At 48.6% G+C, this 17355-nt stretch carries 16 protein-coding genes; 8 read left to right on the forward strand and 8 right to left on the reverse strand.

Features of this window, described 5'->3' with window-relative positions:
• Positions 1 to 65 precede the first annotated feature (65 nt).
• The 3 genes from H8K29_RS09355 to H8K29_RS09365 are packed head-to-tail and all read left to right on the forward strand — an operon-like array spanning position 66 to position 1700.
• Positions 66 to 317 carry a glutaredoxin family protein gene (locus H8K29_RS09355; RefSeq protein ID WP_186897515.1) on the forward strand — a complete coding sequence of 84 codons (252 nt, stop codon included), beginning with the start codon at positions 66 to 68 and terminating at the stop codon, positions 315 to 317.
• A gap of 1 nt (position 318) precedes the next feature.
• On the forward strand, positions 319 to 915 hold the full coding sequence (gene rnhB, locus H8K29_RS09360) for a ribonuclease HII (protein WP_186897366.1): 597 nt from the start codon (positions 319 to 321) through the stop codon (positions 913 to 915).
• Positions 912 to 1700 carry an RNA methyltransferase gene (locus H8K29_RS09365; protein ID WP_186897367.1) on the forward strand — a complete coding sequence of 263 codons (789 nt, stop codon included), beginning with the start codon at positions 912 to 914 and terminating at the stop codon, positions 1698 to 1700. Before rnhB ends, H8K29_RS09365 begins: the two co-directional genes overlap by 4 nt.
• A gap of 75 nt (positions 1701 to 1775) precedes the next feature.
• Here H8K29_RS09365 and H8K29_RS09370 read toward each other — a convergent pair whose 3' ends face one another.
• Positions 1776 to 2624 (reverse strand): pyruvate, water dikinase regulatory protein, encoded by an 849-nt coding sequence (locus H8K29_RS09370; RefSeq protein ID WP_186885369.1) that lies wholly within the window; start codon positions 2622 to 2624, stop codon positions 1776 to 1778.
• Between the two features lie 211 nt (positions 2625 to 2835).
• Here H8K29_RS09370 and ppsA point away from each other — a divergent pair, with 211 nt between their 5' ends.
• From ppsA to H8K29_RS09385, 3 genes are all read left to right on the forward strand, one after another.
• Entirely contained in the window at positions 2836 to 5253 is a 2418-nt protein-coding gene (gene ppsA / locus H8K29_RS09375; protein WP_186897368.1) for a phosphoenolpyruvate synthase, read from the forward strand.
• Between the two features lie 338 nt (positions 5254 to 5591).
• Positions 5592 to 6026, forward strand: a complete 435-nt coding sequence (locus H8K29_RS09380; RefSeq protein ID WP_186897369.1) for an NfeD family protein — start codon at positions 5592 to 5594, stop codon at positions 6024 to 6026.
• Positions 6027 to 6084: 58 nt separating this feature from the next.
• Positions 6085 to 7032, forward strand: a complete 948-nt coding sequence (locus H8K29_RS09385) for an SPFH domain-containing protein (protein WP_186885366.1) — start codon at positions 6085 to 6087, stop codon at positions 7030 to 7032.
• 130 nt (positions 7033 to 7162) lie between these two features.
• Here the strand turns inward: H8K29_RS09385 and H8K29_RS09390 are convergent, their stop codons facing one another.
• Positions 7163 to 8275, reverse strand: a complete 1113-nt coding sequence (locus H8K29_RS09390) for an NADH:flavin oxidoreductase/NADH oxidase (protein WP_186897370.1) — start codon at positions 8273 to 8275, stop codon at positions 7163 to 7165.
• A gap of 501 nt (positions 8276 to 8776) precedes the next feature.
• On the opposite strand from H8K29_RS09390, the gene H8K29_RS09395 reads away from it, so the two are divergent.
• Positions 8777 to 9415 (forward strand): NAD(P)H-dependent oxidoreductase, encoded by a 639-nt coding sequence (locus H8K29_RS09395; RefSeq protein ID WP_186897371.1) that lies wholly within the window; start codon positions 8777 to 8779, stop codon positions 9413 to 9415.
• Between the two features lie 170 nt (positions 9416 to 9585).
• Here H8K29_RS09395 and H8K29_RS09400 read toward each other — a convergent pair whose 3' ends face one another.
• The gene (locus H8K29_RS09400; RefSeq protein ID WP_186897372.1) at positions 9586 to 10173 is read right to left on the reverse strand and encodes a hypothetical protein; all 588 of its coding nucleotides are present in this window, start codon (positions 10171 to 10173) and stop codon (positions 9586 to 9588) included.
• Between the two features lie 319 nt (positions 10174 to 10492).
• On the opposite strand from H8K29_RS09400, the gene H8K29_RS09405 reads away from it, so the two are divergent.
• Positions 10493 to 11350 (forward strand): zinc-dependent peptidase, encoded by an 858-nt coding sequence (locus H8K29_RS09405; RefSeq protein WP_255423320.1) that lies wholly within the window; start codon positions 10493 to 10495, stop codon positions 11348 to 11350.
• A gap of 92 nt (positions 11351 to 11442) precedes the next feature.
• Here H8K29_RS09405 and H8K29_RS09410 read toward each other — a convergent pair whose 3' ends face one another.
• The 5 genes from H8K29_RS09410 to H8K29_RS09430 form a co-directional block, all read right to left on the reverse strand.
• Positions 11443 to 13431 carry an ATP-binding cassette domain-containing protein gene (locus H8K29_RS09410; RefSeq protein ID WP_186897373.1) on the reverse strand — a complete coding sequence of 663 codons (1989 nt, stop codon included), beginning with the start codon at positions 13429 to 13431 and terminating at the stop codon, positions 11443 to 11445.
• 231 nt (positions 13432 to 13662) lie between these two features.
• The gene (prmB, locus tag H8K29_RS09415) at positions 13663 to 14583 is read right to left on the reverse strand and encodes a 50S ribosomal protein L3 N(5)-glutamine methyltransferase (RefSeq protein ID WP_255423321.1); all 921 of its coding nucleotides are present in this window, start codon (positions 14581 to 14583) and stop codon (positions 13663 to 13665) included.
• Between the two features lie 78 nt (positions 14584 to 14661).
• Positions 14662 to 15789, reverse strand: coding sequence for a succinyl-diaminopimelate desuccinylase (gene dapE, locus H8K29_RS09420; protein ID WP_186897374.1), 1128 nt, complete (start codon positions 15787 to 15789; stop codon positions 14662 to 14664).
• Between the two features lie 2 nt (positions 15790 to 15791).
• A complete protein-coding gene (locus H8K29_RS09425) occupies positions 15792 to 16178 on the reverse strand; it encodes an ArsC family reductase (RefSeq protein ID WP_186885360.1) in 387 nt (128 codons plus the stop codon).
• A 14-nt stretch (positions 16179 to 16192) separates the two neighbouring features.
• Positions 16193 to 17335, reverse strand: a complete 1143-nt coding sequence (locus H8K29_RS09430; protein ID WP_234030574.1) for a PilT/PilU family type 4a pilus ATPase — start codon at positions 17333 to 17335, stop codon at positions 16193 to 16195.
• Positions 17336 to 17355 lie beyond the last annotated feature (20 nt).

A 17355-nucleotide genomic window follows, 5' to 3' on the forward strand; every position in this document is an offset into this window, starting at 1 on the left:
CGTGTTTTTATGCTTGAGAGTGCTGTGGACTTATAATGCGCTACTTTATTTATGTCGCTTTATTTATGATCGCTTTCACACTGTACTCGCGGAGTTACTGCCATCTTTGTGATGACATGCTGGAGCAATTGCGAGCTTACACAGCAGACTGTCAGTTTTCTGTTGAAGTTATTGATGTTGATACCGATGCAGAGCTGGTTCATTTGTATGATGAACTTGTACCGGTGTTGATTGGCAAAAAGCCCGGTCATCCACCGGAAGAAATTTGCCATTATTTTTTAGATCAGAATGCTTTAAAGGCATTTTTTCAGGCTTGATATGCAAGAAAGTTTAGATTTGTTTGCCTACGACGGTGAGTTGATATGTGGCGTCGACGAGGCAGGGCGGGGGCCATTGGCTGGCCCGGTTATGGCGGCTGCGGTCATTCTCGATCCCGACCATCCGATTGACGGCTTGCGTGACTCCAAAAAACTCAGCGAAGCGCGACGGGATGTGCTGGCTGAGGAAATCAAGAAGTATGCTCTTGCATGGTCAGTGGCTGAATGCTCAGAGCAGGAAATTGATGAGTTGAATATTTTGCAGGCAACCATGCTTGCCATGCGCCGCGCGGTTGAGAGCTTGGCGATCACACCGACACTTGCGTTAATTGATGGTAACCGTTGCCCGGTAATGTCAGTCAGATCTGAGGCTATAGTTAAGGGAGACGACAAGGTGGCGGCAATTTCTGCTGCATCTATTCTCGCAAAAACAGCACGCGATCACGCTCTGTACCAGCTTCATCTTACTTATCCTCAATATGCGCTGGATCAGCATAAAGGTTATCCGACAGCGTTACACCTTGAACGATTACGTGAACACGGCGTCGCACCAATTCACCGCAAATCCTATGCGCCTGTTAAGGCTTTATTGAAATGAAACAAATTACTTCGCGCGAAAATTCTTTGTACAAAGAATTGAAATTACTAGCGACCAGCTCGCAGGTCAGACGTAAAGCCGGGCGTACCTTGCTCGATGGAGTACATCTGTGCGAAGCCTACCAGCAGCATCTCGGTGCCCCGGAGCTATGCATAGTCTCTGATGCCGTGTTAAATGATCCGGAAGTGAGTAAATTACTGGAATTGTGCGAGTCACAGCATATTCAGTGCATTAGCTTACCGGCCAATTTGTATCAGGCCATCAGCCAGGTCGAACATGGTGTGGGTATTATGTTTCTCGTTAATACACCTAGCCCTGTGTTGCCTGAAAATATTTTGGAAAACTCGGTTGCTCTTGATGGTTTGCAAGATCCAGGAAATCTGGGGTCGATTTTACGAAGTGCGGCTGCAGCCGGAATTAAAAATGTTTTTTGTAGTTCCGGTACCGTATTCGCATGGTCTCCGAAAGTCATGCGGGCAGGTATGGGAGCCCATTTTTTACTCAATATTTTTGAAAATATTGACCTCGAAGTTGTTTTGAAGAATGCCAGTATTCCTGTACTTTCCACGAGTTCACATACAAAAACCACGATTTACCAGGCGGACCTCGCACAACCGCTTATTTGGTTATTCGGACATGAAGGGCAAGGGGTTTCCGATAGCCTGATGGCATTGGCAGACATGACCGTCACTATCCCTCAGCAAGCGGCAATTGAGTCGTTGAATGTCGCTGCAAGTGCAGCAATCTGTTTTTTTGAGCAAGTACGTCAACAATCTTTCCAATGAAATAAAAATCCCGGCTGCTTGCCGGGATTTTTTCAGACATCTGATCTGACAGTGCGGCAATGCAGCCGCCTATCATTAATACAATTTAGTATCTCCTTTAATTTCTTGCAAAATAGTCGTCGATATTTCCTCAATGGATTTAGTTGTCGAAGACAACCAGCGTATGCCTTCACGCTTCATCATTGCTTCGGCTTCATTCACTTCATAGCGACAATTTTCTATCGACGCATATTTACTTCCTGGCCGGCGTTCATTGCGAATCTCTGAGAGTCGTTCGGGTGTGATGCTGAGTCCGAACAATTTATGACGAAATTCTGGTAGCGCACTTGGCATTTTCCCACGTTCGAAATCATCGGGAATCAGTGGGTAATTTGCGGCCTTGATCCCATACTGCATCGCCAGATACAAACTGGTCGGCGTTTTTCCTGAACGTGACACGCCAACCAGAATGACATCAGCGGCGGCCAGATTTTTATGCGATTGCCCATCGTCATGTGTTAGTGAAAAGTTAATCGCTTCTATGCGATTTTTGTACTCTTCTGAGTCTGTGATGTTATGGCTACGGCCTATCGTGTGCGTGGATTTCACCCCTAATTCTTGTTCCAAAGGCGAAACAAAGGTTTGAATTAAATCCATATGCAAGCCTTTGGATTTAAATACGATGGTAGCGAGTTCCTTTTTGACCAGTGTAGAAAATACGATGGGTCTGTTGCCGTCAAGGGCAAACGCATCATTGATTCGGCGCACTGCGTCATGTGCTTTATCGACACTATCGACAAATGGCAGGCGAATCTGACGAAATTTGAGGTCAAACTGGGTTAAAACTGAATGCCCGAATGCTTCAGCAGTAATTCCTGTTCCGTCGGAAATGAAATAGACAGTACGGTTTGCTGGTGGCAAATTCGGGTTGGAGAAATCAGGCATAGGGGCGATCTTGAAAGTTTAGGTGAAATTGTGGCATATCGATCCAACAAAAAAGTAGGCAATTTCTTTTGCCACATAGCTCAATTTTGCGAGACACAATGTAAAATGCGTTAACAGGATATGAAAAGTCGCTAGCCCCAAGAATAACAAAAATCTGGTCAGCGACGAAGCAGTACTTAGCAAAGATTTCTTACCATCAAAAGAGGTTGTTATGTCCAACGCAGCAAATACCGAAGCGACTTATGTCGCTTCGTTTGAGCATTTACGCATGACGGATGTTGAATCCGTCGGCGGAAAAAATGCATCTTTAGGCGAAATGATCAGCCAGCTGGCTTCCGCTGGTGTTCGTGTTCCGGGTGGTTTTGCGACCACAGCACAAGCGTTTCGCGATTTTTTATCCTATTCAGTTGATGGCGGTCTTTCGCTTGCGCAACGTATCGCTGACCGTCTTGAGCATCTGGATATTGATGATGTCAAAGAACTGGCAAAAGCTGGTGCCGAAATTCGTCAATGGATTACGGAAACACCTTTTCAGCCACGTTTGCAAAAAGAGATTGAAGAATTTTACAACCGGCTGGTTGCAGATTCGACGGCAGAAATGTCGTTTGCAGTACGCTCTTCCGCTACTGCGGAAGATTTGCCAGATGCATCTTTTGCCGGCCAGCAAGAAACTTTCCTGAATGTGGTTGGTATCGAAAACGTGCTGGAAGCGATGAAACACGTTTTTGCTTCTCTGTACAATGACCGTGCCATTTCCTACCGTGTTCACAAAGGCTTCACTCATGCTGAGGTTGCCTTGTCGGCCGGTGTGCAACGTATGGTTCGTTCTGATCTCGGCGCAGCTGGCGTGATGTTTACGATCGATACCGAATCTGGTTTTGAAGATGTTGTATTCATCACCTCCAGCTATGGCTTGGGCGAAACGGTGGTGCAGGGTGCCGTGAATCCGGATGAATTCTATGTGCACAAACCGATGTTGGAGCAAGGTAAATTGCCGGTGATCCGTCGTAATATCGGTTCCAAACTGATCAAAATGGAATTTACCGGCGAAGCAAAAGCAGGCCGCTCGGTCAAGACTGTGGATGTTCCTGTCGAATTGCGCAATCGTTACTCGTTGAACGATACTGAAGTCGTTGAACTGGCGAAGTATGCGGTGATCATCGAGAAACATTACGGTCGTCCTATGGATATCGAATGGGGCAAAGATGGTCGTGACGGTAAGCTGTATATTCTGCAAGCGCGTCCTGAAACTGTGAAATCTCAGCAAAGTGCCACCGACGCACAACAACGTTTCAAACTCAAAGGTACTGGTACTGTACTGACGTCTGGCCGTGCGATTGGTCAGAAAATCGGCGCGGGTCGCGTACGCGTGATTCATGATCCATCTGAAATGGAACGTGTACAACCAGGTGATGTTCTGGTCGCAGATATGACGGACCCTAACTGGGAACCAGTCATGAAACGTGCTTCCGCGATTGTGACTAACCGTGGTGGCCGTACCTGCCATGCGGCGATTATTGCGCGCGAACTTGGCGTACCTGCGGTGGTTGGTTGCGGTCATGCGACGGATGTTCTGAAAGATGGAACATTGGTCACCGTATCTTGCGCAGAAGGCGATGAAGGTAAGATCTATGATGGTTTGCTGGAAACCGAGGTAACGGAAGAGTTGCGTGGCGACCTGCCCAAATTGCCGTTGAAAATCATGCTCAACGTTGGTAACCCACAACTGGCGTTTGATTTCCAATCGGTGCCAAATGATGGCGTTGGTCTGGCGCGTCTGGAATTCATCATCAACAATAATATCGGTGTTCATCCAAAAGCGATTCTGGAATATCCGAACATTGACGCTGATCTGAAAAAAGCGGTTGAATCTGTAGCACGCGGTCATGCATCGCCAAGAGCTTTTTACGTTGATAAATTAGCCGAAGGCGTAGCGACGATTGCTGCCGCATTCTGGCCTAAGAAAGTCATCGTTCGCTTATCTGATTTCAAATCCAATGAGTACAAAAAGCTGATTGGTGGTTCACGCTATGAGCCGGATGAAGAAAATCCAATGTTGGGTTTCCGTGGTGCTGCACGTTACCTTGCCTCCGATTTCCATGAGTCGTTTGAGATGGAATGTCAGGCAATGAAGCGCGTACGTAATGACATGGGTTTAACCAACGTTGAAATCATGGTGCCATTCGTACGGACACTGGGCCAAGCAGAGAAAGTCGTGAATTTACTGGCGAAAAATGGCTTGAAACGCGGTGAAAATGGCTTGCGCCTGATCATGATGTGCGAGGTTCCTTCCAATGCGATTCTGGCAGAAGAATTCCTCGAATTCTTTGACGGTTTCTCTATCGGTTCGAATGATCTGACTCAACTTACGTTGGGTCTTGATCGCGACTCTGGTCTTGAGTTGCTGGCAGCAGATTTCGATGAACGAGATCCTGCAGTCCGCGCTTTACTTTCCAAAGCGATTGCTGCCTGCCGTAAGCTGAATAAGTACGTCGGTATTTGCGGCCAAGGCCCATCTGATCATCCGGATTTTGCTGAATGGCTGATGAAAGAAGGCATAGAATCAATTTCTCTGAATCCTGATTCCGTGGTGGATACCTGGCAAAAACTGGCAGCAGTCAGTAAGTAATTTTTTCTGATTTTAGTTGTTGAAACGCGAGATGGACAGTAATGTTCTCTCGCGTTTTTTCATTTTTATTCCGTTGTTTCGTGCGCACATAGTTAATAAATTTATTGTTATTTTTTTGCGAATGGTTAAACTCTGAATCATTGAAAACGAAATAAAAATAAAATCAATTACATCAACACATTCCGTAAAAAAGCCCTCGCTACCAACTGGTCGCAAGGGCTTTTTTTTATGGGTAAATTATCATATATATTACCGATGTTTCTTTTATTGTATTAAATCACAATGCAATACCTTAACAAGACAGCAATCACCAACGAACAACAAGGAGATAACAAAAAATGAATGCATGGATGATGTGGGCGGTCATTGCCGGACTGGTCGTCATACTTGAATTATTCACCGGCACTTTTTATTTGCTGATGATTTCTATGGGGCTGGCAGCAGGTGCAATTGCTGCTGTTTTCACACTGTCGACGTCATCGCAGATGATAATCGCTGCGCTGGTAGGCAGCCTGGCGACACTGGCATTACACAACAGCAAATACGGCTGGAAAGGAAATAAGAGTGTTGCGCACGATCCGAACGTGAATATGGATATCGGTCAGACATTGCAGGTGCAGGACTGGCAGGATCAGGGAAATGGTAAATACATTGCACGTGCGATGTATCGTGGCGCGATGTGGGATGTCGAATTACAGCACTCTGCCGGTTATCCGGGGATCTATGTGATTGATGAAGTGCAGGGCAGTCGTCTGATTGTCAAACCCTCGTAAGCAGGACAAGAAACGCAGACATTTTTGAGTAAATTTTCAATAAAATTAAGGTGACTATATGGAAATAGGTAGCGTAGCTCTGGTGCTGTTAGTGCTGGCAATTGTGTTTGTGATCAAAACAATTAATGTTGTGCCTCAGCAGCACGCCTGGGTCGTTGAGCGTTTAGGTAAATATCACAGCACACTGGGGCCGGGTTTGAATATCGTTGTGCCGTTCATAGATCGCATCGCGTACAAACACATACTCAAGGAAATCCCACTGGATGTACCGCCGCAAGTATGTATTACGAAAGACAACACACAGTTGCAGGTCGATGGCATTCTGTATTTCCAGATTACAGATGCGATGCGTGCTTCGTATGGTTCCTCGAATTACATCGCGGCCATTACTCAGTTAGCGCAAACCACTTTGCGCTCGGTGATCGGTAAGATGGAGCTCGATAAAACCTTTGAAGAACGTGACCACATCAATACCACGATCGTCAGCGCGATTGATGAGTCTGCCGCAAACTGGGGCGTGAAAGTATTGCGTTATGAAATCAAAGATCTGACGCCGCCAAAAGAAATTTTGCATGCGATGCAGGCGCAAATTACCGCTGAACGTGAAAAACGTGCATTGATCGCAGCTTCTGAAGGCCGCAAACAAGAGCAGATCAATATCGCCACTGGTGAACGTGAAGCATCGATTGCGAAGTCTGAAGGTGAGATGCAGGCATCCATTAACCGTGCACAAGGTCAGGCGGCGGCGATTCTGGCGATTGCCGAAGCGAGCGCGGAAGCGATCCGTAAAACGGCTGCCGCGATACAGGAACCGGGTGGCTCTGATGCCGTGAATCTGAAAGTGGCAGAGCAATATGTGGGCGCATTCGGTAATCTGGCGAAGACGAATAATTCGATTATCGTGCCAGCGAATCTGGGTGATATGAGTGGATTAATCGCGACAGCGATGCAGGTTGTAAAATCACAAAAACCAGCAACGGTCGAAGCACCACGTCGCCCGGTATAAGGAGACCGTGACGCAATGTAATGCAACCTAAGGCAGCGATACCAATCAACTAGAGTCGCTGCTATTTTAAATTGAATCTAAAAAAGGACTGCCATGTGAAGGGCAGTCCTTTTTTTATTACTTACGTTGTTCAGCGACCGCCCATACGGGTTTCACCAAACAAGGTTTTATATTCGCGTGGTTGTGAGCGCCAGTATTGCGGTGGGACATCGACGCTTGCCCCCAGCTTTGCCGCTGCATGCCATGGCCAGTGCGGATCATACAGAATGCCACGGGCAATACCTATCATATCCGCTTGCCCTTGATTCAGAATGCTTTCTGCGTGTTCGGCTTCGGTAATCAGCCCGACTGCAATCACTGGCATTGTTGTCACTTTCTTGATCGCTTCCGCAAAATGCACCTGATAACCGGGTTCCAGTGGAATCTGTTGTAAAGGTGAGAGGCCGCCACTGGATACGTGTATAAATGCGCAGCCACGTTGCTCTAACTCTTTGGTAAAGACGCTGCTTTGCGCGACATCCCAGCCGCCCTCAACCCAATCGCTGGCCGAAATCCGTATGCCCAGCGTATAGCCATCTGGCAGCGCCGCTTTCATCGCATCAAATATCTCTAATGGAAAACGCAGACGGTTTTCCAGGCTGCCGCCGTATTGATCGGTGCGTTGATTCGACAATGGCGATAAAAACTGATGCATCAGATAACCGTGTGCGGCATGTAACTCGATTGCATCAATGCCCAGCCGGTGCGCACGTTTGGCCGCATCAACAAAAGCCTGTTTGACACGTTCCAATCCGGTCGCATCCAGCACCAGCGGCGCGGTTTCTTTGGCGTTGTGTGGAATCGCAGACGCTGACACGGTTTGCCAGCCACCATCCGCTTCGGCAATCAACTGGCCGCCATCCCAAGGGCGTTGGCTGGATGCTTTTCTGCCGGCATGTGCCAGTTGCACTGCGATTGGCATAGCCGAATATTGACGTACTGACTGTAAAACCTTACCCAGCGCGGCTTCGGTTGCATCTGACCAGAGACCGACATCGTATGGCGAAATGCGACCCGCAGGTTCGACTGCAGTTGCTTCGATAATCAACATGCCCGCACCAGAAGTGGCAAGGCTGCCGAGATGCATCAGATGCCAATCGCCGATTGCACCATCCACGGCGGAATACTGGCACATAGGGGCAATGATGATGCGGTTTTTAAGAGTCAGGTTGCCGAGTTTGAAAGGTGAAAAGAGGGTGCTCATTTTTTAGATCCCAGGCAAAAAAGAAAACAAATGGATGTGTAAAAAGGAATTCAAGGCCAAGACAACGGTAGCCCGAACTGAAAATCATCAGAGCCATTATGCCGAAAGATCAATGAAACTGCTGGCAGCAGCTTTTTTTGTAGTCGGTATGCCGCCGAAACTTATTTGTGCTGAGCAATGACACAGAGTCAGAAGTGCCTTAAAACGCTATAAAAATACTCCCGGGGAGTATTTTTATAGCGCCTTATTTATCAAGGAGGTTATGGGGTAAAAAGCCATATACTCCCCAAAAAATGTATTTTCTATAGAAAATATCGGCGCTATCGCTGACGATGCTCTCGTTCAGATTTTTGCAATAGGACGAAAAAAGCCCTCTTGTGAAACAAATGGCGCAACCTGATATAGTAGTCCTAATCAGAACGAATATTCCGTTGCAACAGGTTACTACGTGCGATGGAAAATCAGATCTGACCAAGATCAATCTCTTATCGAAAGCCAGTAATGTCCGATTTAATTCAAAAATTGAAATGGCGCTATGCGACCAAAAAAATGAACCCAGCCAAGGCGGTGCCACAAGAAAAAGTGGACCGTATTCTTGAAGCGATTCGCTTGACCGCAACTTCCAGTGGTTTGCAGCCATACGAAGTGCTGGTGGTGACGAATGCAGAAATCCGCGAAAAAATCAAAGCCATCGGCTGGAATCAGGCGCAGATCACTGAAGGCTCGCATCTGCTGGTGTTTGCCGCATGGGATAACTACACAGCCGAACGCATCAACATGATGTTTGATCTGACCAACGATGAGCGCGGATTCAAAAACGAAGGATGGGAAAACTATCGCAACATGTTGTTGTCGACTTACCCTGCGCGTGATGCAGAAACGAACTACCAGCACGCTGCGCGTCAGGCTTACATTGGCCTTGGTACTGCGCTGGTTGCGGCAGCCGAAGAACAAGTTGACAGCACACCGATGGAAGGTTTTGATCCAGCCGCGCTGGACGAAATCCTCGGTCTGCGCGCCAAAGGCTTACGCAGCGTCGTGATCCTGCCATTGGGCTATCGCGAAGAAGACAAAGACTGGTTAGTCAATCTGAAAAAAGTCCGTCGTCCGACTGCGAAATTTGTCACCGAAGTCAAATAATCCATTTTGACGGAGCATCCGCGTTGCTGTGAAAAGCATGCGGATAAAATAAAAAAGCTGCGATTTTCATCGCAGCTTTTTTTATGTATCACAGTTCCTGTAATAGAACATCAAACCCGGGGGTGCAAACTGTGTACGGCATGAAAACAGTTAACAGACATTGGGTGAATTTAATTTCCCTGCAGATTTGTGATAATTTTAAACGGCCGGTATTCGCCAATTTTAGGATCAAAAACGTCTTTGGTTTCAAACGAGATTTTCACAGTTTTGCCAATCAGGGTTTTGTATGAAGCTGCCAGATCCAGATTACTGTTCACCTGCGTCAGCCAGATATATTTACTGACTTTTCCAGATGCTTCCTGCAAAGAAAATACGACAAAGTTATCCGCATCGACCTTATTGATTTTTCCGCTGACAGAGCCGCGTGCCTCCACCGCCTCTGTGCTTAACTTTATTAAGGTAGCGGGGCATACGGATGCCATTCGTGCACCGACAAGCTCGCCCGTTTTTTGCCCATCTTTCATGGGATTATTCATATCGACCTGATGATCTTTCAGTATTTTCAGTTTGTCGTCCGGAGTGGCTGATTGCAATATGCAAAATCCTACCTGCATCGTTATCGACTGCTTATTGATATTTTCCGGAAGTTTTTCTACGCATTCGCAAGAGCGCTTTGCCATTGCATCGAGATAATCCTGCGCGTTGACATTGTGTACGGTGGCAAAGGATAACAAAGCGGATAAGAGAAATTTCATCATAAAAATAAGTGTCCAGAAGTGGGAAAATGACAGTGGAAATAGCGTGGCAATGTGAATTTTACAATGCGACTTGTATGTCCAGATAAATATTTGCTGAGCCTGTCGTCGCGTTGCCGTCACGTGTTGATCTATCCACCCACGTTACGTCGATACCGATGCCATGTTTTTTCTGCTGCCAATACCTCTGTTCTCAGACTAAGCAAATACAGCACTTGACTTCGTTCCACTCATGCCCATTTTGTATGAGGTATGCAATCAGCATGCAAGCATATTCCGCAGGGCTGGGCTGACACGTATTCGCGGTCAGAGATGACGTTGAATGAAATGGAGCGCAAATATGGGGTGGTTGTTATTCATTACGGTGGCATTGATCCTGGGCGTATTCGTTGCGCCGCGCGCCCGGCTGCGCTATGTGTTGTCACGGGCGTTTCCTTTGAATTATTCAAAAATTCTGCGCAAAAATTTGCCTGCGTACAAACACATGCCAACGGATTTGCAGATGCAGTTAAAGCGCCGGATTCGTCAGTTTTTATATCAGAAAACCTTTGTCGGTTGTGATGGTCTGGTCATCACCGATGAGATCAGGGTCACGATTGCTGGCAAAGCCTGTCTGCTGTTGCTGAATCGTACCTCGGACGTGTATCCGCAACTGACGCATGTGCTGGTGTATCCGTCGGCATTTGTCGCGCCGCGCAAAGAGATGCATAGCGGCGGGGTGGTCACGCATACGAATCAAGGCCTCAGTGGCGAATCCTGGAGCGATGGCCGCGTGATTCTGGCCTGGGATCAGGCGGCGCATAATGCTGAGACGGAAGCGCGTGGACAAGATGTGGTGTTGCACGAATTCGCGCATCAGCTCGATAGCGAAACCGGCAGTACAAATGGCGCACCTGCGCTGCCGAATGCGGCGGCCTATCAGGCGTGGTCGCAAGTGATGGCGGCAGAGTTTGCCCAGTTACAGCAAGCGATACAGTCGCATCATCCGCATAGTCATCTACACCATCAGCAGCCTTATCCTGATGTGATAGATCCTTACGGTGCGACGAATCCGGCAGAATTTTTTGCCGTCACCACCGAAGCATTTTTCAAGAAGAGTACGGCACTGGCCTTACATCATCCGGCCTTATTTGCCCAATTGAAAAGCTATTACTGCGTTGATCCGCGTGAGTGGGTCTGAGAGGGTTTTAGTGACTATGCGTGATTGGATGCAGATGTAAAAAAGGGACGCGATGTGCGTCCCTTTTGATATGCTAAGCCATCACGTCAGCCTTAAATAGCGGCTTCCAGAAACTCTTGCTGCTCCAGCCAGTCGGCTTCGATCTGGGATAATTCTTTCACCAGATAAGCCTGATCCAGCAGCAAAGTTTTCAGCTTTTCCTTGTTGGCGTCGCTGTAGATATCGCTGTCTTCGAGCTGCACATCGATGTCTTTCTTTTTGCTATTCAGCTTGGCCATCTCGTCTTCCAGACGTTTGATGCGTGTCTCGATAGGCTTGCGCACATTTGCCAGACGCTGACGTTCCTCGGCATCACGTTTGCGCTGTTCCTTATCATCAACCTTGGCAACCGGAATTGATTTGGCGAGTGGCAGGCTGGCTTCTTTCTTTTCTTTCTGCGGTAATGCTGCAGGCGTGGCGGCTTTTTCCAGTTTGTTTTTAAACAGCCAGTCTTTGTAATCGTCCAGATCGCCATCGAAGGGCTGCAATTTACCATCGGCGACGATGATGAATTCGTCAGTCGTTGCGCGCAGCAAATGCCGGTCATGCGACACCACGACCAGCGTGCCTTCAAACTGCGCCAGCGCATCGGTCAGGGCTTCGCGTGTTTCCAGATCCAGATGGTTGGTCGGTTCATCGAGCAGCAGCAGGTTAGGGCGTTGCCAGACGATCATCGCCAGCGCCAGCCGGGCTTTTTCGCCGCCGGAAAATGGTTTGATCGGGCTGGTGACCATCGTGCCAGGGAAGTTGAAACCACCGAGGAAATTACGCAATTCCTGCTCACGTACATCCGGCGCAATATGGGCCAGATGCCATAAAGGGGATTCGTCGTGGCGCAGCATTTCGACCTGGTGCTGGGCAAAATAGCCGATCGACAGACCTTTGCCGGTTTGCATGGTGCCATGCAGTGGCGGAATATCGCCGACGATGGTTTTGATCAGCGTTGATTTACCGGCACCATTCACCCCGAGCAAACCGATACGCTGACCGATTTGCAGAGAAAACTTCACATCGCTGACGATGCATTTTTCTGTGAAGCTGTGATCGGTTGCCGATTCGATGCGGTAGCCGCAATCGACATCTTCCATCACCAGCATAGGATTCGGCGCGCTGAGTGGTTCGCGGAATTCAAATGAAAATTCAGCTGCAGCCCGCAGCGGTGCCAATTCTTCCATCTTGGCCAAGGCTTTGATCCGGCTTTGCGCCTGTTTTGCCTTGGAGGCTTTGGCGGCAAAGCGGCTGATGAAGGATTCCAAATGGGCGCGCTTGCGGTTTTGTTTCTCTATCATGCCCGCTGCCAGAATCAGCTGCGCTGCGCGTTGACGTTCGAACGCCGAGTAGTTACCGGAATAGCGTTTGAGTTTGCGTTCATCGATATGCACGATGACATTCGCCACACCATCCAGAAAATCGCGGTCATGCGAAATGATGATCAGCGTACCAGCATAGCGTTTCAGCCAGTCTTCAAGCCAGATGATGGCATCCAGATCCAGATGGTTGGTCGGTTCATCGAGCAGCAGCAAATCAGATTTACACATCAGCGCCTGCGCCAGATTGAGGCGCATACGCCAACCACCGGAAAAACTGGCGACGGATTCTTCGAGTTGTTCAAGTTTGAAGCCTAGGCCGATCAGTAATTGTTCGGCGCGTGAACGCACGGTGTAGGCGTCGGCATCCGCCAGTGAGCCGTACATATTACCAATGGCGATGCCATTATCGTGGCTTTCTGGCTGGGCTTCGAGTTCGGCTAATTCGGCTTCGAGTTTGCGTAAAGTGACATCGCCATCAATCGCGTAATCAATCGCGCTGCGTTCGAGTGGCGGGGTTTCCTGCGCGACGTGGGCGAGTTGCCATTTGGCCGGAAATTCTATGCTGCCCTGATCCGGATGCAGCTCGCCGCGCAACATCGCAAACAAACTGGATTTGCCCGCGCCATTGGAACCGATCAGGCCGATTTTGTCGCCGGGATTGAGCGTGACATCGACGCTATCGAATAAAGGCTTGGTGCCACGGGCGAGAACGACTTGCTGCAAACGTATCATATAAACTTAAAATAAGGGGAGTATGTTGCTTTTTGCTGTAATTGTCAGCGTAAATAAAGGGCTTTTAAATATACTCCGGGGAGTATATTTTGGGTGAAAACTGGGCAAATGATGCTTTGCCCAGTTTTCTTAACCATGGTTATTACCACTACTACTCGTATTGCGTGGTTGCGATTTACTGTGATTTTTGCGATTGCTGTCGGAATACTGACCTGGCAGCGAGCATCTGCATCAGGCTGTGAACTTTGCCAGATCGTGCGCTTCGACCAGAAATACCATATCGTCACCGGCACTGGTGGATAACCAGGTCAGATTCAGATCGGCGAAAGCGGCTTCGGCAAACGCGCGTTCATTGCCGATTTCTACCATCAGCAACCCATTTTTCGTCAAGCGCTGCGCCGCACCGGCAACAATTTTACGCACCAGATCCATGCCGTCGTCGCCACCTGCCAGCGCAATTTGTGGCTCATGCCGGTATTCCTGCGGCAGTTTATCCATGGAGCCGGAATTCACATACGGTGGATTCGTAATGATCAGATCGTATTTTTTATCCGGCACATTGGTGTACAGATCGGATGCGATCAGCGTGACGCGATCCTGTAATTCGTATTTGGCGACATTGCGTTCGGCAACTGCCAGCGCATCGGCTGAAATATCAATCGCATCGACATGCGCGTTCTGGAACATGTCCGCCAGCATGATCGACAGGCAACCGGAACCCGTACAGAGTTCGAGTATGTTGCTGATATTGTCGGGATCGCTGACCCATGGTGAAAAGTGATCAGGAATTAATTCAGCAATGAAGGAACGCGGCACGATCACGCGCTCATCAACGTAGAAATTATAGGTGCCCAGCCAAGCTTCATTGGTCAGATACGAGGCTGGCACGCGATCAGTGGCGCGGCGTTCTATCACGCGCAGGGCGGCGTCGATTTCTGAGGTCAATAAATTGGCGTCTAAAAACGGCTCAATTTTATCCAGTGGCAGATGCAGCGTATGCAGCAACAGATAGGCGGCTTCGTCCAGCGCATTACTGCTGCCATGACCAAAAAACAGCTGTTCTTTGGTGAAGCGGCTGACTGCATAACGCAACAAATCGCGCAGGGTTTTAAAAGTAGAGGCGGGTGTGGTCATAGGATTCTTTCTTGCCATGGCATCGCCTGAATGGTGTCGTTGCAGTGACGGATTCAGGCGGATGCACGGTGATTTTTCTGCTGAAATTACTGAAATTTATTTCAGCAGATTTTCTAAAGTACGGCGGTAAATATTTTTTAATGGGTCGATGTAGCGTAATTCTACGTGTTCATCGATTTTATGAATGCTGGCATTCGGCGGCCCGAACTCTACCACTTGCGGGCAAATTTTGGCAATGAAACGGCCGTCGGAGGTGCCGCCGGTCGTCGATAATTCGGTTTCTACGCCGGTTTCGGCGCGAATCGCATCCGCCAGCGCATCACTCAGATTGCCTTTCGGCGTCAGGAAAGGATGGCCGCCTATCGTCCATTTCAGATCATAACTGAGGCCGTGTTTATCGAGAATCGCATGCACCCGTTGCTGCAGGCTTTCTGCGGTGCTGGCGGTGCAAAAGCGGAAATTGAAATCGATGACAGCATCACCCGGGATCACATTCGATGCGCCGGTACCAGAATGCATATTCGACATTTGCCACGATGTCGGCAGGTAATATTCATTGCCTTCATCCCAGACTTCTGCCACCAGTTCTGCCATTGCCGGTGCAAACAGATGGAGAGGGTTTTTGGCTAATTGTGGATAGGCGATGTGACCCTGCACGCCTTTGATTGTCAGTTTTCCCGACATGGTGCCGCGTCGGCCATTTTTGATGGTGTCGCCCAGCACATCGACAGAGGTTGGTTCGCCGACGATGCAGTAATCCAGCTGCTCGCCACGGGCTTTAAGCTGCTCGCAAACGACGACAGTGCCGTCGGTGGCCGGGCCTTCTTCATCGCTGGTGATCAGAAAACCTATCGAACCCTGATGATCAGGATGGGCGGCGATGAATTCTTCGGTCGCCACCACAAAGGCGGCAATCGAGGTTTTCATATCGGCTGCGCCACGTCCATACAATTTCCCATCCCGATGGGTCGGCGTGAATGGTGCCGATTGCCATTGCGCCACCGGGCCGGTCGGCACAACGTCGGTATGGCCAGCGAAGACGACCAAAGGCTGAGTATTGCCGCGACGTGCCCAGAGGTTGGTGACGTCGCCGGATTGTATGGTTTCGCAATGAAAACCCAGCGGTTCTAACAGGGAAATCAGCGTGCGCTGGCAACCTTTATCTTCGGGCGTGACGGAATCCAGTGCGATCAGTTGTTCGGTAAGGGCGAGGGTTTTACTCATCATTATTTTTTAAAAATATCTTCAAACTGTGCGGTGGAAAAACCAACCGATACATGTTGTATCTGCTGCCCCTGACTGATTTGCAGTACCGGGCGTTTGATCAGCGACGGCTGGTTCAGCATCAAAGCAATGGCTGCTTCCTGATGGCTGGCAGCGGCTTTTTGTTCATCACTCAGCGCACGCCAGGTTGTACCTTTGCGGTTGATCAGCACGTCCAGACTCAGATGCTGCAACCACTGTTCGATCGTGCGTTGATCCAGACCTTGTTTTTTAAAGTCATGGAAAACAAAATCAATTGCCTGTTCCTGTAGCCAGACGCGGGATTTTTTCACGGTGTCGCAATTCGGAATGCCAAAGACAGTGACGGAGTGAGTGCGGCTTTGTGTCATATTACTTTTTAGCGTTATGCGTTCAGGGTAAATTCAGTGAAAGATGCTTCTTCTCTTTCTTCTGGCTCTGGCTCGGGTTGCGGCTGAGGCGTGCCTGAGGCTTCATTATTCAACAGCCACAACAAGTTATTGGCGGAGTCTGCATTTGCCAATCCTTCTTCTTTGCTGATCAGACCTTGTTTAATCAGTTTCATTAATGCCAGCTCAAACGTTTGCGAACCTGGCGACAAGCTCTTTTCTATCGCTTCTTTAATCTGGAAAATATCGCCTTTTTCGATCAGCTCGGAAACATAACGGGTATTAAGCATGATTTCGATTGCGGGACAGCGACCGCCATCGGTCGAACGAATCAGGCGTTGAGAAATAATCGCCCGGATAGAGGATGCCAGATCAAGCAATAAGGCTGAGCGGTTTTCCATAGGGAAGAAACTGATGATACGGTTCAGCGCCTGATAACTATTGTTTGCATGCAAGGTCGCCAATACCAGATGGCCGGACTGCGCATAGGCAATCGCCGACATCATGGTATTCAGATCGCGAATCTCACCAATCAAAATACAATCCGGTGCCTGACGTAAGGAATTTCTTAATGCCGTTTCAAGGCTGTCGGAATCGGTGCCGACTTCGCGCTGATTGACGATCGATTTTTTACTGTGAAACAGGTATTCAATCGGATCTTCGATGGTCAGGATGTGGCCTGTTTTGACTTCATTGCGGTAATCCAGCATTGAGGCAATGGTGGTCGATTTACCTGAGCCAGTCGCACCGACAACCAGGATCAGGCCGCGTTTTTCCATGATCAGTTCGGGTAATACAGGCGGCAAATTCAATGTGTTCAGCGCCGGAATATTTCCCGGCACAAAACGGAATACAGCTGAAAAAGAACCACGTTGGCGAAACGCGGAAAGACGGAAACGACCGATACCTGGTGCACCGATACCGATGTTGAGCTCATTATCTCGCTCGAGTGCCGCGAGGTGTTCGGCTGAAACCACCTCTGCCAACAAAGACAGAATATTTGCCTGATCCATTTTTTGTTGATTGATAGGCAGCAGGTTGCCGTTAATCTTCAAATGCACAGGTGAATTGATGGCAAAAAACATGTCTGACGCATGTTTTTCTTTCATCAGCTGAAATAAACGTTCCATTGCCGCCATGATGATTCCTTTTCTGAGAG

This window comes from Undibacterium sp. CY21W, from assembly GCF_014284265.1.
Classification (GTDB): Bacteria; Pseudomonadota; Gammaproteobacteria; order Burkholderiales; family Burkholderiaceae_D; genus Undibacterium; species Undibacterium aquatile.

Bases quoted from the DNA above. Each gene is read 5' to 3' on its own strand.
- H8K29_RS09400 (WP_186897372.1), bottom strand. From the start codon at position 10,173: ATGATGAAATTTCTCTTATCCGCTTTGTTATCCTTTGCCACCGTACAC.
- H8K29_RS09425 (WP_186885360.1), bottom strand. From the start codon at position 16,178: ATGACACAAAGCCGCACTCACTCCGTCACTGTCTTTGGCATTCCGAAT.
- H8K29_RS09430 (WP_234030574.1), bottom strand. From the start codon at position 17,335: ATGGCGGCAATGGAACGTTTATTTCAGCTGATGAAAGAAAAACATGCG.
- H8K29_RS09410 (WP_186897373.1), bottom strand. From the start codon at position 13,431: ATGATACGTTTGCAGCAAGTCGTTCTCGCCCGTGGCACCAAGCCTTTA.
- H8K29_RS09385 (WP_186885366.1), top strand. From the start codon at position 6,085: ATGGAAATAGGTAGCGTAGCTCTGGTGCTGTTAGTGCTGGCAATTGTG.
- H8K29_RS09390 (WP_186897370.1), bottom strand. From the start codon at position 8,275: ATGAGCACCCTCTTTTCACCTTTCAAACTCGGCAACCTGACTCTTAAA.
- prmB (WP_255423321.1), bottom strand. From the start codon at position 14,583: ATGGCAAGAAAGAATCCTATGACCACACCCGCCTCTACTTTTAAAACC.
- H8K29_RS09380 (WP_186897369.1), top strand. From the start codon at position 5,592: ATGAATGCATGGATGATGTGGGCGGTCATTGCCGGACTGGTCGTCATA.
- dapE (WP_186897374.1), bottom strand. From the start codon at position 15,789: ATGAGTAAAACCCTCGCCCTTACCGAACAACTGATCGCACTGGATTCC.
- H8K29_RS09405 (WP_255423320.1), top strand. From the start codon at position 10,493: ATGAAATGGAGCGCAAATATGGGGTGGTTGTTATTCATTACGGTGGCA.
- H8K29_RS09365 (WP_186897367.1), top strand. From the start codon at position 912: ATGAAACAAATTACTTCGCGCGAAAATTCTTTGTACAAAGAATTGAAA.
- rnhB (WP_186897366.1), top strand. From the start codon at position 319: ATGCAAGAAAGTTTAGATTTGTTTGCCTACGACGGTGAGTTGATATGT.
- H8K29_RS09355 (WP_186897515.1), top strand. From the start codon at position 66: ATGATCGCTTTCACACTGTACTCGCGGAGTTACTGCCATCTTTGTGAT.
- H8K29_RS09395 (WP_186897371.1), top strand. From the start codon at position 8,777: ATGTCCGATTTAATTCAAAAATTGAAATGGCGCTATGCGACCAAAAAA.
- H8K29_RS09370 (WP_186885369.1), bottom strand. From the start codon at position 2,624: ATGCCTGATTTCTCCAACCCGAATTTGCCACCAGCAAACCGTACTGTC.
- ppsA (WP_186897368.1), top strand. From the start codon at position 2,836: ATGTCCAACGCAGCAAATACCGAAGCGACTTATGTCGCTTCGTTTGAG.